The following is a 24,686-nucleotide window of genomic DNA, read 5'->3' as shown; positions in this document are numbered from 1 at the left end:
TGTCTTTCACCTTGCGTAAGGCAAAAGAATTCCGGCCGCCATAAGCGGTGTGCCCTTGGAGGGCCTTGACTACGAATCAGGGAAGTGCGATTCTCGTGTTACCACACTACGAGAAGGGCTTCCGGAATTCGCTTTCGGGGGCCTTTTTTCTTTTGCGGCTAAAAACAGGCCTTCTGGCTTATGCCATCGACCGACTATTTCTATTGGCTATCTCCTTGCTCGTTAGAAAATTCGGCATAGAGCTCGTCGAGCCGGCCCGCCACAAACACAGCAAAATCCGGCACGCGCTTTTCATCAAACGTGATCGCGGTCTGAGTTCCGCGCCGCTCCACTCGGGCAGCCCGACGCCCTTCTGGGGTGCTCCAAGCCTCACCTTTTGCTGCTCGGTCCGCGACAGGCAACAGTGTTTTCAGCACCATGGCGAGACGCGTGTCACTATTTGCGGCGCGAAACGCTTCTGAAGCTACGATATCCTTGAGCCTAGACGTAAAGCCCGGCGTCGCAAGACCTTCGGCAAGAGTGCTCCAACGCGAGCGGCCGGCCTTCGCTGCCGGACCTATCTGCCTTGCCAGCTCTTCAGGAATGCGCCTGGCAATCGCGATATATCGACTAAGGTCAGATTTATCAGTCGATAGCGCGGCCATTATCACTGCGCGATCATATCCCGCATCCTCCAGCCTCTTAGCAAAGAGCGCCTTTTCGATGAAGGACAGATCAGCTCGATCAAGATTCTCTCGCCCCTGGGCGACGACAAGTTCATCGTCCGAAAGCGGCCGTACAATCGCCTTTACCGGCAAGCCAAGCTGGGCCAGTGCACGAAGACGTCGCCTTCCGTAGGCGACTTGGTAGCGTCCCTCCACGGCTGGATTTGGTCTAACGAGGATAGGCACCTGCTGGCCATCCTGCTCCAGACTGGCGACCAGTTGATCAAACCCAGGATCAACGTCGGCCAGAAGCCGATCTGCAATTGGGGACGGATCGATGGCCCCGGGGTCGAGCGCAATCACATGATCCCCAGTGAGGAGCTGCTCATGGAGTTTTGCCGCCGCTCTGGCCCCTTGGGTCAACTCTTCAAGAGAGGAGCCCATCGCAGCGATTGCTCCACTGCGGACCCGCTCTGGCCGTTTTGCTACGGCCGCTGGATCAGCTGAGACTGATGCCGGCTTCTGCAGGAACATCGAATTTATGGCATCCTTCCGACTCATCGGTTGCCTCCTGCATCATGGGCGAGTTGGGAGCTCCCAACTGAGCGCGCTACGGAAAAGTTGGGAGCTCCCAACTTTCTGATTCCAAGGTCGCTGAGGATGGTGCTCATCATCGCCCCCAAGCTGACTTGACCAATTGCTCGATCTCAATATTGACGGCGTCCAATGACTCCATCGCGCGATCATAGGTTGAGCGTGTCAGGTTTTCGCGGCCGATCTCATAGAGCGTTTGCTTGGTCAACCCAGCATCTGAGACGGCCGCAGACTTCACCATTGGGTTGGTCATCACATGGTCGCCGAAGAGGTTTCTTAGAAGTGCCGCAACCTTCGTTTGTGGCGCATCTTGCGGCTCAAACCGCGTTAAAAGGTAACGAATGAAGTCGTATTTTAGCCGCCCGCCAGCTTCTCTAACGACACCGAGAAGATCTCTAGTCATTAAAAGAAACTGACTCATTGAAGCAACATCCAGCATCTGAGGATGAACAGTGACGACCATCGAGGTAGCTGCACAAAGCCCTGACAGCGTGAGAAATCCGAGCTGAGGGGGACAATCGATAACGACGACGTCATAATCCTGGGACACCTGATCGATCGCGGATGCAACACGCGTAAAGAAAATTCCCTGCGACTTCTGTCGTTGATCTGCGAGCGCCTTTGGCGTGGTGTGCTCGAACTCCATCAGTTCGAGATTTCCGGGCACCAAATCCAAACCGTCAAAATAGGTTGGCCGAATAACGTCTTTTAGCGGACGTTGAAGATCATCATATCGAATGGCCGCATAAAGCGTTTCATTGGCACCGACATCGGTTTCCGGCAGCACTCCGAGTAGGGCTGATAGACTTGCCTGTGGATCCAGGTCCACGGCCAGAACGCGATAACCTTGCAGCGCAAGATACTGTGCCAAGTGTGCAGCAGTCGTCGTCTTGCCACTGCCACCCTTAAAGTTTGTGATAGCAAGAACCTGCAGATGCTCTCCATCTCCCCGATGCGGTACGAAGTCACTGGAATCCCGCCCCCGCGTGCCATTGGCAAGAAGACGACGGATTTCATTGATCTGTGAGAGCGTATAGAGCCGACGTCCATTCCCTGCTATTTTGGGCTGTGGTCCCTCACCAGCAATGGTCATCTTACGAAGGGTCGAGTCGGAGATGTGCATCAATCGTGCGGCCTCACCCGACGTGAAAAGTCGGAGAGTTTTCTTTGAGGTCGGCGGAAACATCGCCTCACTCATGGCCTGCAGCTGAGAACTAAGGAGCTCGGCGTGCGCGCCGATGGTCTCATCCGCCGCAATACCCTCGTCAATGGGATAAACCACGCTGTCAGTCACGGGCTTTGTCTTTCATCACGGCATAAGCGCACGACGCGCAAATTTGCCGTGACGATACCGAACTTGCGTGATCTTGCAAGGATTTAGTGGTTAACGACCCCTTAACGAGACCGACAGAACCCGTTGAACGGGCTCCATGAAAAGCCTATTTATTCCTTTAATTCAGTAACTTGCGTCTTTGGCCTTTCCCCTACACCCCCCGGCATAAATGCCGGGTCTGAAAAGCATCGAAACGCGCGTTTTTCTGATCCAGAACGCATTCTAGCTAGAATCGCTGATCACCGTTTCCCAGACCCGGCATTTATGCCGGGCTGACCCAGCTGTCGCATTGTTGTTGATGCCCCTCACGTTTCGAGGAGCGGGCACCGCACATGCATCAGAACCATCAAACACCAAACCGCTCAGCCACCAACGCATTTGCGCATCAAGATCACGGCCGATGATAGCTTCGCGCTCGCATCACCGGCTTGTCCGCAAGCTGCAGGATGCCCTCGGCGAAACCGTCTGCTCGGCGCTGGACGATCCCTCCGTCGTGGAGATCATGCTCAACCCGGACGGACGACTGTTCGTGGAGCGGCTGGGGCAGGGGATCGACAGCATGGGCCAGCTACAGCCCGGCGCTGCCGAGATCATCATTGGCAGTGTTGCCCACGCGCTGCAAACCGAGGCCGATGAAGACCAACCGATCATCTCCGGTGAGCTGCCGATCGGTGGTCACCGATTTGAGGGACTGTTGCCGCCGGTCGTCCGGGCGCCCAGCTTCACTATTCGTAAGCGCGCCTCGCGCCTGATCCCTCTCGATGACTACGTCCGTAGTGCGATTATGACATCGGAACAGTCACATTTGATCCGCAAGGCAATCGAGGCCCGGCTCAATATCGTCATTTCGGGCGGCACCGGCTCCGGCAAAACAACACTGGCCAATGCCGTCATTGCCGAGATGGTCCGCAGTTCGCCGGAGCATCGCCTGGTGATCCTGGAAGATACCGCCGAAATTCAATGCGCGGCCGAGAATGCCGTTTCGCTGCACACGACCGATACGGTCGACATGGCCCGTCTCCTGAAAAGCACCATGCGCCTGCGCCCCGATCGCATCATCGTCGGCGAGGTCAGGGACGGTGCGGCACTGACGCTGCTCAAAGCCTGGAATACCGGGCATCCCGGCGGCATCACCACAATCCACGCCAACAACGCGTTGTCGGCGCTTCGTCGCCTCGAGCAACTCACCGCTGAAGCCAGCCAGCAACCGATGCACGAAGTGATTGGGGAGGCCGTGGATCTCGTGGTTTCCATCGAACGCGCGCCGCAGGGGCGGCGGGTGCGCGAGGTCATCCACGTCGAAGCCTTCCGAGACGGCAACTACCAGATTGAGACCTATTCAGGAGAAAGACGTTTCGATGACGCATGACAAGCGCTCCCTATTGGCAGGGTTCCTACTGGCCTTCGCGGTATTGACGGTTGAACCCGCTCTGGCCTCCAGCGGCGGCGGCCTCCCTTGGGAAGGCCCCCTGCAGCAGATCCAGCAATCGATCACCGGGCCAGTCGCTGGCTTCATTGCCTTGGCCGCGGTCGCAGTGGCCGGTGGCATGCTGATCTTCGGCGGTGAGCTGAACGATTTTGCCCGCCGGCTGATGTATGTCGTGCTGGTCGCCGGCATCCTGCTGGGCGCCACGCAGATCGTTGGGCTGTTCGGCGCCTCAGGCGCATCCATCGGCGAGGTCGGAGCGACCGCCTGGTCCGGGGCAGGGGAGGGGGCTCATGGCTGAAGCCAGCGCTCCCCTTGCGCGCTCACGCATCCATCGCGCGCTCTCGCGCCCCAGTCATCTGATGGGCGCCGATCGCGAACTGGTCCTGCTGACCGGGCTGGCGACGGTAATTTTGATCTTTGTGGTGCTGACCTGGTTTTCCGCTCTGCTAGGGATTGCTATCTGGATCGGCGTTGTTGGCGCGTTGCGGATGATGGCCAAGGCCGATCCGATGATGCGGCAGGTGTATCTGCGCCACATCACCTATCGCCAGACATACCGCCCGACGTCTTCCCCCTGGCGTCGGTACTGAGACGCTGATGGTTGCCCTTCGCCAGTTTCGCAACACGCGCCCGTCCTTCTCGGACCTCGTCCCCTATGCCGGGCTGGTCAGCGATGGCGTGCTCCTGCTCAAGGATGGGAGCCTGATGGCGGGGTGGTATTTTGCCGGCCCGGATTCAGAGAGCTCGACCAATCTCGAACGCAACGAGGTGTCACGCCAGATCAACAGCATCCTGTCCCGATTGGGCTCTGGCTGGATGATCCAGGTCGAAGCGGTGCGGGTGCCCACAATTGCATACCCCGCTAGCGACGACTGTCATTTTCCTGATCCCGTGACGCAGGCCATCGACAATGAGCGGCGCGCTCATTTTGAAGCCGAGCGCGGGCACTACGAAAGCCAGCATGCGCTGATCCTGACCTATCGGCCGCCGGAGCCGCGCAAGTCGGCCATGACCCGCTATGTGTATTCGGATGTCGAGAGCCGCTCCGAAACCTATGCCGACACGGTGCTAGAGAGCTTCCGCTCGTCCATCCGCGAGGTTGAGCAATATCTCGGCAATGTGCTGTCGATCCGACGCATGGTCACGCGAACGCTGGTCGATCCCGAGACCGGGCGCGCGGCGCGGTATGATGAGCTGTTCCAGTTTATTCGCTTCTGCATCGTCGGCGAAAATCATCCCGTCCGGCTGCCGGAGATCCCGATGTATCTCGACTGGCTGGCTACAGCCGAGTTCCATCACGGGCTCTCGCCCATGGTGGATGGACGCTATCTAGCCGTCGTCGCCATTGATGGCTTTCCGGCCGAGAGCTGGCCTGGCATCCTGAACCTGCTTGATCTGATGCCGCTCACCTATCGTTGGTCGAGCCGGTTTGTCTTTCTGGATGAGCAAGAGGCCCGGCAAAGGCTCGAGCGCACCCGCAAGAAATGGCAGCAGAAGGTGCGGCCCTTCTTTGACCAGCTGTTTCAGACCCAGAGCCGCTCCGTCGACCAGGACGCCATGCTGATGGTAGCTGAAGCCGAGGACGCCATCGCCGAGGCATCCTCGCAACTGGTGGCCTATGGCTACTACACCCCCGTCATAGTGATGTTCGACACCGATAATGCTCGGTTGCGCGAACAGGCTGAGGCGGTGCGCCGCCTGATTCAAGCCGAGGGCTTTGGCGCGCGGATCGAGACCTTGAACGCCACCGAGGCCTATCTCGGAAGCCTGCCGGGCAATTGGTACGCCAATATCCGCGAGCCGCTCATCAACACCCGCAACCTGGCCGACCTGATCCCGGTCAATTCAGTATGGTCGGGCAGCAGCATGGCACCATGCCCGTTCTATCCATCCGGTTCGCCGCCGCTGATGCAGGTCGCCAGCGGCTCCAGTCCGTTCCGGCTGAACCTGCATGTCGACGACGTTGGCCACACGCTGGTCTTCGGACCAACCGGATCGGGGAAATCGACCTTGCTGGCGCTGATCGCCGCCCAGTTCCGACGCTACGCCGGCGCGCAAATCTTTGCCTTTGACAAGGGCAAGTCGCTGTTGCCGCTGACCCTCGGCGCCGGTGGCGATCATTATGAGATCGGGGCAGGGGAGGGCGGTGCAGCACTGGCCTTCTGCCCACTGTCCGAACTCGACACCGACGGCGACCGCGCTTGGGCCGCCGAGTGGATCGAAACTCTCGTCGCCATGCAGGGCGTCAGCGTGACGCCGGATCATCGCAATGCCATTTCGCGGCAGCTTGGCCTCATGGCCTCAGCGCCCGGCCGCTCGCTGTCAGACTTTGTCAGCGGGGTGCAGCTGCGCGACATCAAGGATGCGCTGCACCACTATACGGTTGATGGACCGATGGGCCAGCTGCTCGACGCCGAAGAAGATGGACTGACCCTTGGCGCATTTCAGTGCTTTGAGGTCGAAGAGCTCATGAATATGGGCGAGCGCAATCTCGTGCCAGTGCTGCTCTATCTGTTTCGGCGGATCGAAAAGCGCCTCACCGGGGCGCCGAGCCTGATCATCCTCGACGAGGCCTGGCTGATGCTGGGTCATCCGACCTTCCGCGACAAGATCCGGGAATGGCTGAAAGTGCTGCGCAAGGCCAATTGTGCGGTGCTGCTCGCCACCCAGTCAATTTCCGATGCAGAACGCTCCGGCATCATCGACGTGCTGAAAGAAAGCTGCCCGACCAAGATCTGTCTGCCGAATGGCGCGGCGCGCGAGCCGGGCACGCGCGAGTTTTACGAGCGGATCGGCTTTAATGAACGCCAGATCGAGATCGTCGCCACGGCCACACCCAAGCGCGAATACTACGTCGCCTCGCCCGAAGGCCGGCGACTGTTCGACATGGCGCTCGGACCTGTGGCGCTCGCCTTTGTCGGCGCCTCCGGCAAGGACGACCTCAAACGCATCCAGCAACTCACCCAGCAGTACGGCGCCGATTGGCCGGCGGCTTGGCTGACGGAAAGGGGGATCGGCAATGCCGAAACTATTCTCACCCGCAACTAAACTTGCCGTCGCAGCTCTTGCCATTGCGAGCATGATGCAGATCGGCCCAGTCCAGGCCGGGGCCGTCACCGGCAACGCGACGGAATGGACCCAAATCCTCAACAATCTCGAACTGGTGGGTCTGAGCGGGCAGTCGGCCGAGCAGTTGCAAAATCAGGCGATGCAAATCTCCCAGCTTGCCGAGCAAATCCAGAACCAGCTCAAAATCTACGAAAACATGCTGCAGAACACGTTGCAGCTGCCCGACCATGTCTGGGGGCAGGTCGAAAGCGATCTGACGCGCCTCCAAAGCCTGGTTACCCAGGGGCAGGGCATCGCGTTTTCGATGGGCAATATCGACGATGTGCTGAAACAGCGGTTCCAGAGCTTTGGCGAGTTCCAAAGCGGCCTGGCCGATGGCCAGGATTTCTCCTCCAGCTACCAGGATTGGTCGGACACCAACCGCGACACCATTGCGTCAACGCTACGGGCTGCGGGGTTCACCGCCGAACAATTTGGTTCGGAAGAAGCCACGATGGGACAATTGCGGTCCATGTCGCAGAGCGCCGTCGGGCAAATGCAAGCGCTGCAGGTCGGCCACCAGATTGCGGCGCAGCAGGTCGCCCAGTCCCAGAAGCTGCGCGGTCTGGTCTCCCAGCAAATGACCATGATGGCCACCTGGTATCAATCCGAACAGGCCAGCAAGGACCTGGCCCAGACCCGACGCGAGGAATTTTTCAAGTCAACCGCGCCGGCAACCTCGGGCGGCCAGACGATGGAGCCGCGCTGGTGACCCGGGTCGTTGTAATTATGGCGGCGTTCTGCGTCGTGATCGGCATAGCGGTGACTATATGGACGACAAGGGCTCCCTCGGTCACCTCGCTCGCCCCCGGACCCAGTGCCATTGCACCCCAACAGTTTGACACCACCGGTGGCCAGCAATTGCAGCCACGCTGGAGCCAGGAAGACGGGCCGGGCAAATGAGCTCACCCATCGGCAAGGCCGCTTTTACTGCCTGTATTGGCCTCCTGATCCTGACAGTGCCGGCCTTTGCCCAGGACGGATCATTGTTGACGAACCTTGAGAACGAGGTCGCCAGCGCTGCACAGGGCTGGGAAACGACCGTTCTGCAGGCCGCGCGGTCGCTATTCTGGATCCTTGCCGGCATTGAAGTGGGCATCGCCGCGGTTTGGCTCGCCCTGGCCGCCGCTTCGCTCGATACCTGGTTCGCTGAACTGGTGCGGCGCATCATGTTCATCGGCCTGTTCGTCTTCATTCTCGAACAGGGGCCGGACTTTGCCAAAGCCATGGTCGACAGTCTGTTCCAGATCGGCGCCGGCGGCGGCTCGGCCTCGCCCGCCAACGTTTTCAACGCCGGGCTGCAGGTGGCCAGCGCCATGTCGAGCAAAGCCCAGTTCGGCCTGTTCGAGGACAATGCACTGGCGATCGCCGCCGTCTTTGCGATGATTGTCGTTGTCATCTGCTTCAGCCTGGTCGCTGCAATCTTCATCGCCGTGATGGTTGAAATGTATGTCGGCCTGCTGGCCGGCATGATCATGCTCGGCTTGGGCGGGTCCAGCTTCACCAAGGATTTTGCCGTCCGCTATCTGGTCTATGCCTTTTCCGTCGGCATGAAACTGATGGCCTTGGTGATGATCGCCCGGATCGGCTCCGAGGTTTTGGTCAATCTGGCAGATGGCCCAGAGGCCGCGGACGAGTTCCTCTCGACGCTCGCCATTGGTGGCATTTCCGTCGTGGTCTTCATTATCTCCATCTATGTGCCCAACATCATCCAGGGCGTGGTGCAGGGCGCCTCGGTCACCGGTGGCATGGAGGCCATCCGCCACGGTGGCCAGGCAGCAAGCTTTGCTGCCGGCGGCGCGGCGCTAGCGTCGGGCGGCGCGCGGGCAGGGGCGGCAGCCTATTCGGACGCCCGCGCCGCCGGCGCATCCTTTGGCTCGGCCGCACTCAAGGGCATGGCATCGGGCGCCAGTGCCGCCGGGGGCGCATTGAGCGCTGCGGCGCGGGACAAAGCCATCGGCGTGCCGGGGACCTGGGGAGCATCCACACTCGGCCTGGCCAATTCCAAACTCGACCAGTCCCAAGGCCGGTCCACCACCAAACCATCAAGCGACGACAAGGCGTAAGTGAGAAGAATGGCTGGACGCACCCCACCCGAAAATCCCTATCTTGCTGCGCGGCAGGAATGGAACGAGCGCTACGGCTCCTATGTGAAGGCCGCTGCAGCCTGGCGCATCGTTGGCGTCACCGGCACGCTGATGGCGGTCATCGGCTTTTCCTACGCGCTGTTTCAAAGCACGCAGGTCAAACTCGTCCCCTATATTGTCGAGGTCGATCAGCTCGGCACAGCCGCCAGCGCCGGCTTCCCACAGCAGATCGAATATGCTGATGCGCGCGTGGTCCGCGCCACGCTGGGCAGCTTTGTCGCCAATTTCCGCTCGGTGACGCCAGATGCTGTGGTGCAGAAGCAATATATCGACCGCACCTATGCGCATTTGCGCACGTCCGACCCGGCCACCGAAAAGGTGAATGCTTGGTTTCGGGGCAACTCACCCTTCGACCGCGCCCGCACCATGACGGTTGCCATCGAGGTCACCAATATCGTGCCGCTCTCGAACCAGAGCTTTCAGGTCGACTGGACGGAATATGAACGCGACCGACAGGGCAAGGAACTCGGCATGCGTCGCTTCCGCGGCATTGCCACCGTCACCCTGACGCCGCCCCAGGATGAGGCGGTGATCCGCTTTAACCCTATCGGGCTTTACCTCAAAGATTTTGACTGGACGGCGCAGCTGTGAGTGCCCGGAGGATGATTTTAATGCGTTCACCCGCTATACGGCACGTCGCTCTCTGTGCGGCCCTGCTCCTGCCGGCGACAACTCTCGACGCCGCGGCCCAAGCCCTCAGCAGCAACGAAGCCCGCGCCACCCAGCTTTCCGGGCAGTGGCAGCAAGGGCAGGGGGTCGTCACCCGTGGCCCCGATGGCAAGGTGATTTTCCTGTTTGGCGAGGTGCAGCCATCGGTGGTGTGTTCGCCGCTTCAGGTCTGCGATATCGAGCTGCAGGCTGGCGAGATCGTCCGGGATGTGCTGCTTGGCGACACGGTGCGCTGGAAGGTCGAGCCGGCGACCTCAGGTGCACCGGGCGGGCAGGCCGTGCATCTGATTGTCAAACCCTCTGAGGCGGGCTTGACCACGTCCATGGTGGTGACAACGTCGCGGCGCACCTATCACATTCAGCTCAAATCGCATCGGGACCAGTATATGGCCCGGGTCGGCTTCGAGTACCCCGAAGACGTCAATGCGCGCTTTGCTGAGATCAACGCCCGCATGGAAGCCAGCATCGTACCGGGTGCGGGCATCGCGGCTGACCAGCTCAATTTCGCCTTCCGGATCAGCGGCGCGGCACCCTGGCGCCCGACCCGGATCTACAGCGACGGGCAAAAGACCTACATCCAGTTTCCCTCTTCGTTGTCTGGTCAGGACGCCCCGGTCCTCTTCGTCGTATCTGGCGGCGAAAACCGCATCGTCAATTACCGGATGAACGGCGCCATGATGGTGGTCGACTACTATATCGACCAGGCGATCCTGGTTTCTGGCGTCGGAAGGCAACAGCAAAAAATTACCATCAGGCGGGGAGGATAGACCGTGCGCCCCTTGTCCTTGCTCATCCGCATCGTGATAGCTTTCGCCTGCGCGACGCTACTCACGGCCTGCCAGACTCTTGGACCAACCGGGTTGGTCCCGAGCACCGTCAGCACGGACCTGACGCCAGAGACCGCCAGCATCATCGCCAGCGATATGGTCGGCCGCTTCGCTGAGCAGACCGGCCCTGGCAACACCACGATCCACATTGCGTCCGATAGCTCGGTGTTGGGCCAGGCGCTTGAAACCTCCCTGCGCAGTTGGGGGTATGCCGTCCTCACCGACCAAAAGACCGACAACACCGGCGCCATCGCGCTTGCCTATGTCGTTGATGACTTTGAAGGCAGCGTTCTCGTGCGACTGTCGACGCAGAGCCTCGACCTCACCCGCATGTATAAAGTTACCGCGGGAGGAGCCACGCCAACCAGCCCGCTTTCGATCCAGCAGCACGGCACAGCAGGTACCCCATGACCGAGTCGTTGAAACTCGGAGGTGTCGATCCTGCAGTGGGCCCAAAGATCCGGCGCCTCAACCGGGTGCCGGTTATCATCGCCATTGCCCTGGTGGTGGTCTTTCTTGCCGTGATATTTTACGGGCTCACCTCCCGTGGATTGCGGTTTGGTGACAATGCCGATGGCGCCGCAACGGGTTCCCGATCAGCCTCGAGCTATGCCGATCAACTGACGCGGGGGGTTCCCGACGGCATCATTGGTGAACCGGTGCCGACACAGCTCCAACCGAAACCGGCAGAAGCGACTGAACCCTCAACCAACCCCTTCGTTCCGCACCCGGAGCCCAGGCCACTTGCCGGACAGCCAGCATCGCCAGGGCTCGAACCCGAAGAAATCTGGCGGGCCCGCCTCGAACGTGAGCAGCTCGAACAATATCTACGCGAGCAACATCGGCAGCGCATGGCTCGCGTGCAGGCCAATGATGCTGCATTCGACTCCCCGATTGCTGTCAGCATTGATGACCGCAAGACAAATGCAACCGACACCGCGACAATCGCATCACTCGCAGGCGGAGGGGCGCAAACGAGCCGTCCCCCGAGCGCGATCGACCTCTATGCGGCAGCCATGCAGGGTGGGTTAGGGGGACAAGCCACCGATCCCAACGGGCAGGCGGCCAAGGAGCGCTTTTTCAACCAGGACATTCGCGAGCTTGGCTATCTACCGAAGTCGGTGGTGCCGCAGCTATCGCCCTATGAACTGAAGCGCGGCTCCGTTATCCCCGCCACCCTCGTCACCGGCATCAACTCCGATCTTCCCGGCCGCATCACCGCCCAGGTCAGCCAGAATGTCTACGACAGCGCCACCGGGCGACATTTGCTTATTCCGCAAGGCTCAAAACTCTTTGGCCGCTATGATTCCAATGTCTCGTTCGGGCAAAACCGGGTTTTGGCGATCTGGACGGATATCATTTTTCCCAATGGCGCGACGCTGCAGATTGGCGGGATGGCAGGAACAGACGCGGCCGGTTATGGCGGGTTCAGCGACCGCGTCGACAACCACTATCTGCAAACATTCGGGTCAGCGATCCTGGTCGCGTTGATCGGGGCTGGCACAGAGATGATGATCCCGCAGGATCGTGATTCATTCGGCAATGCCAACAGTGCCGAGGATGCTGCACGCCGATCGTTCGCCGAAACCTTTGGCCAGATGTCTCAGCAGACAGCTTCAAAGAACCTTGATGTACAACCCACTTTGGAGATCCGGCCTGGATACAAATTCAATGTGCTCGTTGATCAGGACATCCAGCTTCCTGGCCCGGGTCTCTAGTCATCAGAGAGGCCCAGGCATTCGAAAAACCGGATACGCAACATTAGACACGCAGCGGCTCAATGAGCCGAAAAACAATCGCTAAATGATCTCCAATTTGGATTGCGCTTGCTGTATCTCAATTCTCATTTTTTGTAGTTCTGTGCCCCTAAACATCTCGCTTACAAGCCATCCCGCGATCGCGCGGGACAATTGATATTTGACGTGGCGGGCAATGTTTTGCAGGTGCCGATGTCATGACGTGGAGGATCCCCCATCATGCGGTATCTCGACTGCCACCTCGGAAATCTCATCGATGCATTAGCGGTTTGTCAGAATGAGGATGCAGTGCAATTCGCGCTAAAATGCCTAGCGACCAATGCCGGGTGTACGCATTATTCCTATGTCGAGCTTCGCCCTGCCGGTCATCGGGTGTGCTCTACCTATCCCGTCGACTGGCAGGAGCGGTATATTGAGCAGAACTATATTACGCTCGACCCAACCGTAATCCAGGCGGGACGAACGATGCGGCCAGTCCCTTGGTCCTATGCTGACAAGCATCGATACGATGACAAAACCCGTCTGTTCTTCGAGGAAGCACGCAAATTTGGCATTGCCTCAGGAATTATCTTGCCGATCAGGGCTGGTTTTGGCACGACCGTGTTCCTCTCGCTGGCAACCGAACGGGAAGCCACAAACAAGATAGCCGTACGCGACCGCGCCTATGCAGCGACAGCGGTCGCATTCGTTCACAGCAGCTTCATGCGATTGAGCAAGACAGTGCTGGGGGCCAACGACGTCCCTCTTTCACCTAGAGAGCTGCACTGCGCGGCTTGGGCAGCCATGGGCAAGACGAAGGCTGAAACTGGCTCTATGTTGGGTCTCTCAGAAAAGACTGTCCGGTTTTACCTTGAACGGGTCAGGGAAAAGCTGAACGCAACGAATGTTACGCATGCCGTTCGTATCGGGACGATGCGGAACTTGTTCTGAGCCCATCATCTGCGCCGTAGCGATCAAACCTCGATATTGCTAGCTCGTCGGCACACCAGCAGACCTGCCTTTCGAATCCACACCAGAACATTGCCCGCCCATAGGCTTCCGGTCGTGCAGACGACCCATCCGATTTTAATGGGACTAGACTTTGACGATAGGGCCCGGATATCGCGCAACGAGTGCATCCACTGTCAGCAGCGAGATCCCTTCGACCATTGATTGAGCAATGAGGATGCGGTCGAAGGGATCCTTATGAATTGCGGGGAGATCATCAACTGCCACGGCATGCGCGCTGCTGATAGGTAGTTCCTCATATCCGTTATCAAGCAGGCCGCGGCGCAGCAGTCGCGGATCTACGTTGAAGTCGGCACGCCCAAGCCCCCGCTTGATGGCAACTTCCCAAAGGCTGGCTGGGCTAAATAGCAGCTGGCTTTGCGGATCTTCGATTGCCTGCAATGCCGTGACGGAAAGTTTCTCAGGCTCTGCTGCCACCCACAGCAGCAGATGGGTATCGAGCAGCAGCTTCATTCGCCCAATCCGAACAACTCTTCGATCTGCTCGCTGCCCATGCGGTCGAAATCATCCGGAGTGGTGAAGTGCCCGCTCATAAAACCCGTCCTCTGAACGGCGCCTTCTGCCAGATCGATAGGCACGACCTTCACCATCGGCCTGCCGGCTTTGGCAATAACAAAGGACTCGCCCTTCGCCGCCTGCTCGATCAGGCGTGAGAGGTGGGTCTTGGCTTCGTGAATATTGACGGTCTGCATCTCACACCTTTACTAAACTTAGTCCGCTGAACTTAGTTCAAAATGGAAGGGTATACAAGGTCCATTGAAACTTGCTTACTAAGCTCAAGGGGCACCGTTGCAACTTCAACTGGACCATTGGCCTCGCATCTGCGATAAAAGCGTATCTAATTGATTTAGCTATATAAAAGTTCCATAAGATACATTATGCGAACAGTCGATGAAGACCGTTCACTCTTTTGCCTATGTCTGAATTTGCTTTGGTGGGTTGACGGTATCCACGATTTCGTACACGCGAACAAACGATTTCAGGTCGTTGTTGAGCAGAGCTAAAACGCTCTCTTTCGTCAGTGACACGGTTTCTATTTTTACGATGCACATGGTCGCTGGCATTGCCTCGCCATCACGAAGCGTTTCTCGAAATACCGTCGCAAGCGCCTCACGCGCAGACACTTCGCTGTCAAAAAACTCATTGTCGGCACCATCGTCATACCAACGATGTTCACCTGCCTTCGCCGCAGATGAGTATGTGTAGAATATGTAGCCCTGAGTGCTGGACAAGGACTTCCTCCACGAGCGTGCTAGCGGTGCGCCCCCGCATGATGCTCTTTGACCCCTGGAGATCGGGGAGTTCGAAACCGTCACGAAACGGCCCCATGGCCTTTAGCTCGTGAGAGCCTGTTGCATACGCCACAGGCTCCCCGACCATAAGGTCAAGGAGTTCGGTGCTGTGTCAGCCAGCACCAGCCGTCGTGAGGGGTTTCGACGCCCCGGAGCAGTCGCGTATACCGCTCCACGGACAAACCTAGAAGATGCTACGCAAATTGTAAAACCTGCGGCATACGATGTGCAGGCCTAAATCTGCTCGGCAAGCTTGGAAAGATCGACTCGCATGCCGGCCGCATTTACATCGTTTTCTCCTGCGGGCAGTGCCACCGGAGCGTCCGGTGCCGTTTCAGCATCTATTGCAGCTTCTGACATTTCGCTGACCCGGACAGCAGCCGCTTCAACGGGCAGCGGTCCCGGATCCGGCTCACCAAATACATAGGCGCCCTGGAAGGTGCCTGTGCGCCACGCTGTAATCGCCTCCCCAAGCACGGTCGCACTGCTTTCACCACGCGCATAAACAACGATCCGATGGACCTTTCCGAACAGGGCCGTGCCCATCCGAATATTTTCGCACGGATCGACCAGGCCTGCGTTGAGGTCAGCAGCGGCCACGATGCCGTGGCCTGCGGGATACTGCGTTATTCCTACTCTCACGACAGCCATGCCCACGAAGCGTTCGATCAGCAGCATGGCGGCTTCAGGTGTCTGCGGCGGTTCCGGCAGAATAATTCGATTGCCCGATGAAATATTGACAGCGAGCGGATTGTCCGAGCCAGCTTCAGCGATGAAGCGCTCGACAATGGCAATTTCGATACTCGGGTCGGCGCATTGCTGAATGATAGCAGCGTCGAACATGATTTTTTCCTCTCAAGTATTGAAGGCGATGACGAGGGGCAAGCCGAACAGCCGAGCCCAGGCTGTGGCGCTCGCCTGCTGTATGGCCACGATATTGGTGCCCTCTGTCCACCAACCATTGCCGGTCGCGACCATCACCTCAGGAGAATGGAGCGCGGACTGCAGCACCGGCCAGACAATGAGCTGCTCGTAGCAAATCAGCGCCAGGACGGTGACGCCGGCTGAGGTAGCAACTGGATTGGCGAAGAAATCCGCCCTGGCGCCGCCACCGTCCCCCCACCAGTGCAGCCAGGGCTGCCACATCGAAACTGGCACCGGCATCCTCTCTCGATAGAGGATGCGGCTTTGATCACCGGTCATTTCCACCATGACATTGTCGTAACCATCGGGAGCGACGATGATGGCACCGGCATTCACCACGACATCGCGATCGCGCAGCGCGTCCGTCCAGAGCCGTTCAACCGTCGGTGTCCACATGCCGACGGCGCTTTCGGGGAGCAGAACGACTTCAGCGCCATCGTCCGCGGCCGCCAACACCAGATCTATGGTTTCACGCTGTTGGGCAAAATCGGCGTACTGACCCTCCGAGCCACGAAACTGCGTGTCGATCCCGATCCAACCTTCAGGAGCGGATGGCTCGAACCAGGTGAAGGCCGATACAGCCCAAAGCCCACAAATCACGACGGCCACCAGCGGCCAAACCCGCGTCGTCATCGCGAGCAGACCGGTGATGGCAGCGGCCACTCCCCACCATCCCCAACCGGGAAAGAGGATGCCAGCGGCAGTGATCGGGTGCGCCCAACCGACGATACCAAACGGCGGCACGCTCATGAGCACGGCGGCGACAGCGTAGCGGCCCACGCGGTGCCATCCAGGACGCGATGTCCAGAGCACAGCATGCACGCCGACAAAAGCGAGTGAAGCTGCCACCCAGAGGCCAATGCCGGCGACAACATCGCTGCCATAGAAATTGGCGACACCCTGCGGCAAACCATGTGAGGCTGCCAGAAAATACCCCATTGAGAAGAGCGCTGCCACCAGCCGGGATGGCGACAGCGCCCACAGCGCCGGGAAGGCGAGGGCCAGCGGCAGTGTCAGTGGATTGCCGCTCCACGCTACGGCGCCAACAACGAGTGCCGCTACAACCAGCCCCGACGATATCACCCAGTTACCGCGCATAGGTAAGCACCGGATGGGCGAGCCCGAGGAGGCCAGCGACCGGGATCGGCCCAAAATACCGCGAGTCATAGGAACCTGCAAAATCAGAATGAACAAAGAGATGGCCTATCGGCACAGCGCCACCGTCATGCGCGACAAGAACGCGGCCTTCCGCGTCCGTCGGACGAAGAGCGGATGCGGCCAGCAGCGCACCATCGATCGTGACCGCCACGTCGACCGCGATATGCTGGCCCGGCGTGGCCACGATAGTCTTGATCAACGGGCTCAACCAACCCGGGCAGAGGCCCCGGCGCAGGTATCCGCGCTCGGCCGCCTGCCGGAATGTCGGCGTATCGGGCGGGCAGATAAAGATGAGATCGCCGACGCCGGCGGGGCGTTCGAGCGGCGCGATGCGCCAGAGGCCAAGCGGGTAGCTCGGCGTCAGATTGATGCGCAGGCCACCGAGATGCCCGCCGGCGACCAGACCGATCATGATCGTGGCGCCGATCCCAATAATGGCCACTGCGGGAGCACGACAGGTCATTTGAGCACCGGGCTTTGCCGCTGGGATTGGCGCAGGGCCTCGGTCTCCTTGAGCGCTTGTGTCGTGCGTTCATGGGCGGCTAATTGCTGCCCGGCGCGCATGATCGGCCAGGCCGCCGCCAGCTTTTCCCGCTCGCCGGGTGGCAGCCCGAGCGCGGCCTTGCCGAACGCGTTCCCATCAATGTCTTTGGCGGCATTGGACAGCAGCGCCCGCTCGCCAAACCGCTCGGTGACGATCTTGTTGAAGGCGTCGATCTCGGCCTTGACCATGCGATCTGCCAACGCAAAGCCGAGCGCTGCCGGGAGGTCGTTGCGATCGATGGCGTCGCGCACCTTGTCGAGGACGAGCCCGGCCGCTGGCGACAGCGACGGGATGTCGATGGCGGCGCGGCTACGAACCAACTGCTCGTCCGCCACCAGTCTTTCCATCGCGGCCTCGCGCGTCTTCAGGTAGCGCTCGATGTCGCGGCGCAGTGCAGAAATATTGACCTCAGCTACGCGCCGATCCTCTCGATCGCGCTTCGCGGCAAACACTCCGTCGCGCCCGCGCAATGCGCCAAAAGATTGCGGCTCACGATCGAGTTGGCCAAGCCGTTCGGTCGCCACAGAGGGATCAGCAAGCAGAGCCTCAAAGCGCATCGCACGGAAGGCGGCTTCCGGGTCGGCGTAGACCAGACGCAGGCGTGTCGAGAGGTCATCCCATTGTTTGCTCAGCGCCGGATCCGTGCTTAGCTTCTGCTCGGTTGCATCAGCAAGGGACAGGGCAAAACTGGTGATCCCCTTGACCATTGGCTCAGCCTTTCTGGTTGATTGCAGGGTCGCGGATTGGCGGGCATCGAACAGGCCAAGCCGGGCGCCGACGGCTCGGAGCTTCTGACCGAGATCGGCGAGGTGGTGCTTGTGGCGCAGGGTCCAGTCGAGCCGATCGCGGACTAGCGTGCGCGCCACGCGGACCAGGTGCAGGCCGCGGCTGTTGGCGAAGTTGAGGGCCTGCCGGTAGAAGCGTCCGGAGGCATAGTCGAGTGTCGTTTCCTTGGCCTCACGCCGCGACAGGACCTTGATCAGCCCACCGACCTTCTCGAAGGATCGAGCACCGTAATAGAGCGCAACATCGTCGCGATGCCGGGTCATCGCAACATAGGTCAGATGCCGGTCGAGTGAGAGCGACGCCAGCACCTTGACGCGATCGACTGTGGCACCCTGCGATTTATGGATTGTGGTGGCATAGCCATGATCGAGGTTGCGATAGGTTCGCTGATCGACCTCAACCCGGCGCGCTGCTTCGCCTTCGCCGATGGTGGCGACGATCCGCCCGGGAACCGCCTCCACCACCTTGGCCAGCATGCCGTTTTTGACGTTTAGGCCGCTGTCGTTCTTGAGGAAGACGATCTGGTCGCCGGCGTCGAACTGGCGTGGACCGTCCTGTGTCTGGAAGGCATGACCGTCGCCGACAAGGCCACGTTCGACCAGTTTCTCTCGCGCCAGACTATTGAGCGTGTGCACATCCCGGCGCAGATGAGCGAGGATCAGCGACGTCCTGGCAGGATCGAAATCACCGTTCCAGTCGGCGATGAGATTGGCGATGGCCTCGGCCTTCAGCTTCGAGCCAAGGACCCTGCCCTGATCGCGATAGGTCGCGATCGCCGCCTCGACGCGACCGCGCGCCAGATCGAGCGAGGCGGCGCGCATCCAGCCTTCCTTCTGGCGGTAGATAGTCTCGAGTTCGGCATAGCCGGTGCGATCGACAATGGCGCGGAAGGCAGCGCCAGCCTCGATCGGTTGCAGCTGCTCCGGATCGCCGACCAACACCAGTTTGGCTCCGGCTCTGGAGACTGCTTCGACAAAGCCCGCCATCTGCCGCGACGCCACCATCCCCGCCTCGTCGAGGACAAAGACGGTGCGATCATCCAGGTGATCTCTGCCCTGTTGCCAGCGCAGTTCCCATGACGCCAGCGTGCAGCTGGGGATACCGGCTTCCTTCTCCAGACCCTCCGCAGCCTTGCCGGCAAGGGCTCCACCGACAACATGATAGCCAGCCTGTTCCCACACCTCGCGCGCGGCCTTCATCATCGTGGTCTTGCCGGCGCCGGCGCGGCCGACCACGGCTGCGATCCGCTCCCCATCCGACACATGCGCGATCGCGGTGCGCTGCTCTTCCGACAATCGTTCGTGACGCGCAAATACCTCCGCCAGCACCCTCTCCCGGACGCTGAACTGCGACGACCGGGACAGGTGCGCGGCACGGCTGACCATTTCTGCTTCAAGCCGGATCATCGCCCGCGTGGTCAGCCGCGCCGGCGCCCGCTGCCCGGTAGCAAAATCTATGGTCTCGGGTTCAAGACGCAGGCATTCCGGGCTTTGCAGCAGCTGCGTCAGCAGGCGCTGGAAGCTGCCCGCATCGTCAATATAGCGATGCAGCACCTTGGCGAGATCGCGTTCATCGAAAACGCTCTTTTCCCGACTGACCATGTCGAGCACGATGCTGGGCTTTTGCGCGATCCGCTTGGCGTTGATCTGTCGTCTTGCCTCCTGCTCCTGCAGGCGTTCGAGCTCGGCGCGCCGCCCCGCTTGCTCCGCCTTACGCTCGATCGCCGTGGCGCCAACCCCGATATGGATCGTCGGCACGATGTCGATCCCGCGCTCGGCGTAGGATCGTCCATCAACCCGAATGTCGAGACCGGCCAGTGCCAGATGCTGGTTCTGCAGATCGAGCCAGCCATTGCGTTGCTGCAAGAACTCGGCCTTCTCACCAGCCCATAGACGATACTGGATTTTGCCCGATTGGGTGCGGACCGGCTGTCCGTCGGCACCGATGACGGCGACCTTCTTGGCGCCAAATCCGGCATCGGTCAGCGGCCGCAACGTCGTCATCAGATGGACATGGGGATTACCCGGTTCGTCATGATAGACCCAGTCAGCCACCTGCCCCCGCGCCAGCACCTGCTCGAAGACGAACTGGCGCATCAGAGCGATGTTCTGCTCACCCGTCAGCTCCACCGGCAAGGCTATGATGAATTCCTTGGCGAACTGCGCATCGGCGCGTTTCTCGAACGCTTCCACCCGGTTCCAGAACGCCTCGGCCGCACCGGCAACGGAACGATCGGCGATCATTTCACGCGCCCAGGCTGGCGCATCGGCAGGCAGCAGAAACTCCTCATGGGCCAGATTGCGTTTGGCCGAATAGTCGACGGTCCGCGCCTCGGCCTCATAGTCCATTTTCGCACAGTGCCGATACGCCGCCGACAGCACGGCGCTGCGGCCATTGCCGCGTCCGATCAGCTGGGGCGTAAAATGCGTGATGGCCAAGGCGACACCAATCCTGACGGTTGAACCAGACATGGGTTCCCCCGGTCCGCCCCAGCCGCCACGGCGGCAGCGCAGCACGTCGCTTGCGACGTATTACTGCGCCCTTGGAGCATTCCTTCGGAACGCAGGGATCATCGCAAGAAGTGTCGGCTGCGCCGACCCGGCATTTTTGCCGGGTCGCGTCAGACGCGATCCCGGACGATTCTGCTCATGCCAAACGGCAGTCGAGCAGATGAGGAGCAACCGGAATGAAGAAGCCATCGTCACGGATCAGGGACGAAATCGCCAAACTCCAGGAGCAGTTGAAGCTGGCCGAAACCCGCGAGGCCGAACGCATCGGACGCGTCGCCCTTAGGGCCGGGCTTGGCGAGATCGCCATCGAGGACGCCGACCTCTTGGCTGCGTTCGAAGAACTGGCAGCGCGGTTTCGCAAAGCGGGTGGACGAACCAGCAGGCCGGTCCCGCCAGCGGTCGCGCCTGGCGCGGCTACGGGGCCGGATAGCGAGGCTTGAGCGGATGCAACAGGCCAGCCAGAACGACGCTCGTAAGAAAGACACGCGGGAGAAAATCCAGCTTGGCGGCCTGATCGCCAAGGCGGGTTTGCGCTACGAGAAGCGCGCCCTGCTGCTCGGTCTGCTGATCGATGGCGCGGATCGGATCAAGGCCGACACGCAGGAGCGGGCCCGGCTGTTGGCCATCGGGGAAAAGGTGTTTTCCGATGACCCCGACTAGGATCGCTCTGCTGATAGCGCCCGGTGCCCTGATGTTGGGCGCATGCCTGTTGCTAACCGGCATTGAGCAATGGACTGCCAGCTTCGGTACCACGCCGGAAGCCCAGCTCATGCTGGGTCGTATCGGGCTTGCTCTGCCCTATGCCATCGCGGCGGGGTTCGGCGTCATGTTCCTGTTCGCCGCGAAAGGCGCCGTATCGATTCAATATGCCGGTGGCGGTGTTCTGATCGGCACGATGGCGGTCGTGATGGTCGCCCTCATCCGCGAGACTTTGCGGCTGGCCGCTTTTGTCGATGCGGTCGCGCCGGACCAAACCATCGTGCAGTTCGTCGACCCTGCGACTTCCGCTGGCGCGATGCTTGCCGCGGTCTCTGGCATCTTCGCTCTGCGTGTTGCGCTGCGCGGGAACGCCGCCTTTGCGTCACCGGCGCCACGCCGGGTCAGCGGCAAGCGTGCCATCCACGGCGAAAGCCAATGGATGAACGCTACCGACGCGAAGCGCCTCTTCCCCGCAACGGGCGGCATTGTCATCGGCGAGGCCTATCGCGTCGACAAGGATACCATCGCCGCCCGTGGGTTTCGTGCCGACGACCATGAGACCTGGGGTGCTGGCGGCAAGTCGCCGCTGCTGTGTTTTGACGCCTCCTTCGGCTCAACCCATGGGCTGGTCTTCGCCGGGTCAGGCGGTTTCAAGACCACTTCGGTCACCGTGCCGACGGCGCTTAAATGGGGCGGCGGTCTCGTCGCCCTCGATCCGTCCAATGAAGTTGCCCCCATGGTCATCGAGCATCGGCGCACGGCTGGCCGCTCCGTGTTCGTGCTCGATCCCAAACAGCCGACAACCGGCTTCAACGTGCTCGACTGGATCGGTCGTTTTGGCGGCACCCGTGAAGAGGATGTCGTGGCCGTCGCCAACTGGGTGGTGACCGATACCGGGCGCCAAAGTTCCATTCGCGACGACTTCTTCCGCGCGTCGGCACTGCAGCTCATCACTGCGCTGATCGCCGATGTTTGTCTCTCCGGGCACACGGAAAAAGAACACCAGCATCTGCGGCAAATGCGGGCAAATTTGTCGGTGCCAGAACCCAAGCTGCGCGAGCTGTTGCAGAAGATTTACGACAATTCCGAATCCGAATTCGTCAAGGAGAACGTCGCACCATTCATCGCCATGACGCCAGAAACCTTTTCCGGGGTTTATGCCAATGCGGTCAAGGAGACCCATTGGCTGAGCTATCCCAACTACGCCGCCCTGGTGTCGGGATCGAGCTTTGCCACCGACGACATTGCGGACGGCAAGACCGATATCTTCGTCAATCTCGACCTCAAGACGCTGGAGGCGCATCCCGGTCTGGCCCGCACCATTATCGGCGCGCTGCTCAATGCCATTTACAATCGGGATGGCGCTGTGAAGGGGCGGACGCTGTTCCTCCTCGATGAGGTGGCGCGGCTCGGCTATCTGCGCATTCTGGAGACCGCCCGAGACGCGGGCCGCAAATATGGCATCAGCCTGGCGCTGCTGTTTCAGTCGATCGGACAGATGCGCGAGGCCTATGGTGGACGCGACGCCACGTCAAAATGGTTTGAGAGCGCGTCGTGGGTTTCGTTCGCCGCGATCAACGATCCGGACACGGCCGACTACATCTCACGGCGCTGCGGCAACACCACGGTCGAGGTCGACCAGCTCAGCCGATCTTCCGCCATGTCGGGATCGTCCCGTACCCGCTCCAGGCAGCTGGCCGCGCGGCCGCTGATCCTGCCGGAAGAAGTGCTGCGCATGCGTGGTGACGAACAGATCGTCTTTACGGCGGGCAATGCGCCGCTGCGCTGCGGTCGTGCTATCTGGTTCCGGCGTGAAGACATGCGCTCCATCGTCAGCGCAAACAGATTCCATGCGCGCGGGAAAACTTGAGCTCGCGATATGCACACATACCGCCCGCTACCATCGGCCAAAACTCACCAGCCCGCTGTGTGGGGATGGACGCCACTTTGATATCCAAACTGCCTTCGCCAATGCCGCTAAGCCCCGAACAGGATCTGACCTGTCGACCGCGAGCGGGATCGTCACGCGCATGCGCGGAAACCGCCAGCCGGGGTTCCGTGAGCGCCAGCCGGCGGCGAATAGAGCCCATCCGCTGCAAAGCGGCTCGCCAATCCCGACTGAAAGTCATTCCGTCTTTCTACAAACGGAAAGGGAATGGTGAAACGCTCATAAGCCGCGTGAATCGAAGCGACCGCTACGATTCAGGAAAGTCATTGGACGCCGTTTCCAAAGGTGGCGAGACTCCCGTCATGTCCAGTGACGCTGATCGCCCCATTCATCTGCGCCGTATCGATCCAACGCAGAACATGCGTCGGTTCTACTCGCTTGCGATCCAACCGACATTGTTTGGTGGTGTATCGGTCATTCGAAACTGGGGCCGGATCGGCACCAACGGCCAGTCAATGATGGAAACCTTCGATGAGGCCGAAGAGGCCATGAGTGCCATGGCAAGATTGCAGCAGACAAAGCGGCGACGCGGCTACAGCGACTGAGCTGGTGCTGGTGCTGGTGCTGGGAACCTCGACCATTCGCCGCTTGAATGCCCGCGCTTTTGCGGTTTTTCAGTGGATTGGCGACCAGGACAAATGCCTCAACCACTTTCGCGGGCCGCATTTCGTTGCCATAGAAGGGGGCACGCCAAGACCATAGGGAAACATCAAATGACAACCACGAATGAGATCGCCGACAAGATCGCTGCCGAACAGAACCTGACGAAAGCCCAGGCCAAGACGATTGTCGAGAGCGTGCTCAGCCAGATCGTTGATGCGGCCAAATCCGACGCGGAAACTTCGCTTCCGGGATTTGGCAAGTTCAAGGTGAAGGCGACGCCGGAGCGGGACGGCCGCAACCCTTCGACCGGTGCAACGATCAAGATCGCCGCGTCGAAAAAGCTGACTTTCACGCCGGCCAAGGCGATCAAGGATGCCCTGAACGGCTAATAGCCGGGAAGGCCGATGCGCCATATCCAGCAGATTAATCAGCGTCGCATGTGACCGCAGCGGCGCTGATAGCAGCCTCCCTAGAAGGGAGGCTCGGCGGTGATCTCGCCATAGGCTTCTGCCAGCATCACTTCGCGCTCGACAAGGGCCAGTTCCAGCTCCGCTGCAATCTCGTGGCGTTCGTCGCGATAGACGGCATTCCGCAGCTCGGCGTGCAATTCCTCGATGTGCTGATCGATCGACATGGATCGTCTCCTTGATGTTGGTGAAAGACGACACCGGATGTCATGGCGGGGCGGAGGGGTCGGGGATCGCGT

The 24,686-nt window shown here is 60.3% G+C and carries 27 protein-coding genes; 17 read left to right on the top strand and 10 right to left on the bottom strand.

The window, feature by feature from the left end:
- Window positions 1-200: 200 nt before the first annotated feature.
- Window positions 201-1,205 carry a plasmid partitioning protein RepB gene (repB, locus tag BUA69_RS14905; protein ID WP_046135070.1) on the bottom strand — a complete coding sequence of 335 codons (1,005 nt, stop codon included), beginning with the start codon at window positions 1,203-1,205 and terminating at the stop codon, window positions 201-203.
- Window positions 1,206-1,314: 109 nt separating this feature from the next.
- On the bottom strand, window positions 1,315-2,532 hold the full coding sequence (gene repA, locus BUA69_RS14900) for a plasmid partitioning protein RepA (RefSeq protein WP_046135071.1): 1,218 nt from the start codon (window positions 2,530-2,532) through the stop codon (window positions 1,315-1,317).
- Window positions 2,533-2,971: 439 nt separating this feature from the next.
- On the opposite strand from repA, the gene trbB reads away from it, so the two are divergent.
- The 12 genes from trbB to BUA69_RS14840 all read left to right on the top strand — a co-directional run bounded on the left by trbB (window position 2,972) and on the right by BUA69_RS14840 (window position 13,438).
- Complete coding sequence (gene trbB, locus BUA69_RS14895; RefSeq protein WP_046135072.1) at window positions 2,972-3,940, top strand: P-type conjugative transfer ATPase TrbB; 969 nt, start codon at window positions 2,972-2,974, stop codon at window positions 3,938-3,940.
- On the top strand, window positions 3,930-4,298 hold the full coding sequence (locus BUA69_RS14890) for a TrbC/VirB2 family protein (protein WP_046135073.1): 369 nt from the start codon (window positions 3,930-3,932) through the stop codon (window positions 4,296-4,298). The genes trbB and BUA69_RS14890 overlap by 11 nt, the downstream gene beginning before the upstream one ends.
- The gene (locus BUA69_RS14885; RefSeq protein WP_046135074.1) at window positions 4,291-4,590 is read left to right on the top strand and encodes a conjugal transfer protein TrbD; all 300 of its coding nucleotides are present in this window, start codon (window positions 4,291-4,293) and stop codon (window positions 4,588-4,590) included. Before BUA69_RS14890 ends, BUA69_RS14885 begins: the two co-directional genes overlap by 8 nt.
- Window positions 4,591-4,597: 7 nt before the next feature.
- The gene (locus BUA69_RS14880; RefSeq protein ID WP_046135075.1) at window positions 4,598-7,048 is read left to right on the top strand and encodes a conjugal transfer protein TrbE; all 2,451 of its coding nucleotides are present in this window, start codon (window positions 4,598-4,600) and stop codon (window positions 7,046-7,048) included.
- A complete protein-coding gene (gene trbJ, locus BUA69_RS14875; RefSeq protein ID WP_046135076.1) occupies window positions 7,020-7,820 on the top strand; it encodes a P-type conjugative transfer protein TrbJ in 801 nt (266 codons plus the stop codon). The genes BUA69_RS14880 and trbJ overlap by 29 nt, the downstream gene beginning before the upstream one ends.
- Entirely contained in the window at window positions 7,817-8,011 is a 195-nt protein-coding gene (locus tag BUA69_RS21045; RefSeq protein WP_046135077.1) for a TrbJ/VirB5 family protein, read from the top strand. Before trbJ ends, BUA69_RS21045 begins: the two co-directional genes overlap by 4 nt.
- Complete coding sequence (gene trbL / locus BUA69_RS14865) at window positions 8,008-9,174, top strand: P-type conjugative transfer protein TrbL (protein ID WP_046135078.1); 1,167 nt, start codon at window positions 8,008-8,010, stop codon at window positions 9,172-9,174. Before BUA69_RS21045 ends, trbL begins: the two co-directional genes overlap by 4 nt.
- A gap of 9 nt (window positions 9,175-9,183) precedes the next feature.
- Complete coding sequence (locus tag BUA69_RS14860) at window positions 9,184-9,846, top strand: conjugal transfer protein TrbF (protein WP_046135079.1); 663 nt, start codon at window positions 9,184-9,186, stop codon at window positions 9,844-9,846.
- A gap of 20 nt (window positions 9,847-9,866) precedes the next feature.
- Window positions 9,867-10,691 carry a P-type conjugative transfer protein TrbG gene (trbG, locus tag BUA69_RS14855; RefSeq protein WP_046135080.1) on the top strand — a complete coding sequence of 275 codons (825 nt, stop codon included), beginning with the start codon at window positions 9,867-9,869 and terminating at the stop codon, window positions 10,689-10,691.
- Between the two features lie 3 nt (window positions 10,692-10,694).
- On the top strand, window positions 10,695-11,162 hold the full coding sequence (trbH, locus tag BUA69_RS14850; protein WP_046135081.1) for a conjugal transfer protein TrbH: 468 nt from the start codon (window positions 10,695-10,697) through the stop codon (window positions 11,160-11,162).
- A complete protein-coding gene (gene trbI / locus BUA69_RS14845) occupies window positions 11,159-12,469 on the top strand; it encodes an IncP-type conjugal transfer protein TrbI (protein WP_046135082.1) in 1,311 nt (436 codons plus the stop codon). Before trbH ends, trbI begins: the two co-directional genes overlap by 4 nt.
- Window positions 12,470-12,727: 258 nt before the next feature.
- A complete protein-coding gene (locus BUA69_RS14840) occupies window positions 12,728-13,438 on the top strand; it encodes a LuxR family transcriptional regulator (RefSeq protein WP_046135083.1) in 711 nt (236 codons plus the stop codon).
- 144 nt (window positions 13,439-13,582) lie between these two features.
- Here the strand turns inward: BUA69_RS14840 and BUA69_RS14835 are convergent, their stop codons facing one another.
- The 7 genes from BUA69_RS14835 to traA all read right to left on the bottom strand — a co-directional run bounded on the left by BUA69_RS14835 (window position 13,583) and on the right by traA (window position 20,658).
- Window positions 13,583-13,969 (bottom strand): type II toxin-antitoxin system VapC family toxin, encoded by a 387-nt coding sequence (locus BUA69_RS14835; protein ID WP_046135084.1) that lies wholly within the window; start codon window positions 13,967-13,969, stop codon window positions 13,583-13,585.
- On the bottom strand, window positions 13,966-14,208 hold the full coding sequence (locus BUA69_RS14830; RefSeq protein WP_046135085.1) for a type II toxin-antitoxin system Phd/YefM family antitoxin: 243 nt from the start codon (window positions 14,206-14,208) through the stop codon (window positions 13,966-13,968). The genes BUA69_RS14835 and BUA69_RS14830 overlap by 4 nt, the downstream gene beginning before the upstream one ends.
- A gap of 222 nt (window positions 14,209-14,430) precedes the next feature.
- Window positions 14,431-14,748: a hypothetical protein gene (locus BUA69_RS14825; protein ID WP_046135086.1), complete on the bottom strand. Its 318-nt coding sequence runs from the start codon at window positions 14,746-14,748 to the stop codon at window positions 14,431-14,433.
- A 294-nt stretch (window positions 14,749-15,042) separates the two neighbouring features.
- Window positions 15,043-15,651 (bottom strand): lysozyme family protein, encoded by a 609-nt coding sequence (locus BUA69_RS14820; protein WP_046135087.1) that lies wholly within the window; start codon window positions 15,649-15,651, stop codon window positions 15,043-15,045.
- Window positions 15,652-15,663: 12 nt separating this feature from the next.
- The gene (locus BUA69_RS14815; RefSeq protein WP_046135088.1) at window positions 15,664-16,830 is read right to left on the bottom strand and encodes a conjugal transfer protein TraB; all 1,167 of its coding nucleotides are present in this window, start codon (window positions 16,828-16,830) and stop codon (window positions 15,664-15,666) included.
- Window positions 16,820-17,353 (bottom strand): conjugative transfer signal peptidase TraF, encoded by a 534-nt coding sequence (traF, locus tag BUA69_RS14810; RefSeq protein WP_046135089.1) that lies wholly within the window; start codon window positions 17,351-17,353, stop codon window positions 16,820-16,822. Before traF ends, BUA69_RS14815 begins: the two co-directional genes overlap by 11 nt.
- The gene (gene traA, locus BUA69_RS14805; protein ID WP_046135188.1) at window positions 17,350-20,658 is read right to left on the bottom strand and encodes a Ti-type conjugative transfer relaxase TraA; all 3,309 of its coding nucleotides are present in this window, start codon (window positions 20,656-20,658) and stop codon (window positions 17,350-17,352) included. Before traA ends, traF begins: the two co-directional genes overlap by 4 nt.
- 248 nt (window positions 20,659-20,906) lie before the next feature.
- Between traA and traC the strand changes: the two genes are divergently transcribed.
- The 5 genes from traC to BUA69_RS14780 all read left to right on the top strand — a co-directional run bounded on the left by traC (window position 20,907) and on the right by BUA69_RS14780 (window position 24,369).
- Window positions 20,907-21,170, top strand: coding sequence for a conjugal transfer protein TraC (traC, locus tag BUA69_RS14800; protein ID WP_046135090.1), 264 nt, complete (start codon window positions 20,907-20,909; stop codon window positions 21,168-21,170).
- Between the two features lie 4 nt (window positions 21,171-21,174).
- Entirely contained in the window at window positions 21,175-21,390 is a 216-nt protein-coding gene (gene traD, locus BUA69_RS14795; RefSeq protein ID WP_046135091.1) for a conjugal transfer protein TraD, read from the top strand.
- The gene (gene traG / locus BUA69_RS14790; protein ID WP_046135092.1) at window positions 21,377-23,299 is read left to right on the top strand and encodes a Ti-type conjugative transfer system protein TraG; all 1,923 of its coding nucleotides are present in this window, start codon (window positions 21,377-21,379) and stop codon (window positions 23,297-23,299) included. The genes traD and traG overlap by 14 nt, the downstream gene beginning before the upstream one ends.
- A 380-nt stretch (window positions 23,300-23,679) precedes the next feature.
- Window positions 23,680-23,922, top strand: coding sequence for a WGR domain-containing protein (locus BUA69_RS14785; RefSeq protein ID WP_046135093.1), 243 nt, complete (start codon window positions 23,680-23,682; stop codon window positions 23,920-23,922).
- A gap of 168 nt (window positions 23,923-24,090) precedes the next feature.
- A complete protein-coding gene (locus BUA69_RS14780) occupies window positions 24,091-24,369 on the top strand; it encodes an HU family DNA-binding protein (protein ID WP_046135094.1) in 279 nt (92 codons plus the stop codon).
- Between the two features lie 80 nt (window positions 24,370-24,449).
- On the opposite strand, the gene BUA69_RS21040 is transcribed toward BUA69_RS14780, so the two are convergent.
- Window positions 24,450-24,614, bottom strand: a complete 165-nt coding sequence (locus BUA69_RS21040; protein WP_169749453.1) for a hypothetical protein — start codon at window positions 24,612-24,614, stop codon at window positions 24,450-24,452.
- Window positions 24,615-24,686 lie beyond the last annotated feature (72 nt).

Source organism: Devosia limi DSM 17137, from assembly GCF_900128975.1.
Taxonomy (GTDB): Bacteria; Pseudomonadota; Alphaproteobacteria; order Rhizobiales; family Devosiaceae; genus Devosia; species Devosia limi.
This window is presented reverse-complemented; position numbering and strand designations above follow the sequence as displayed.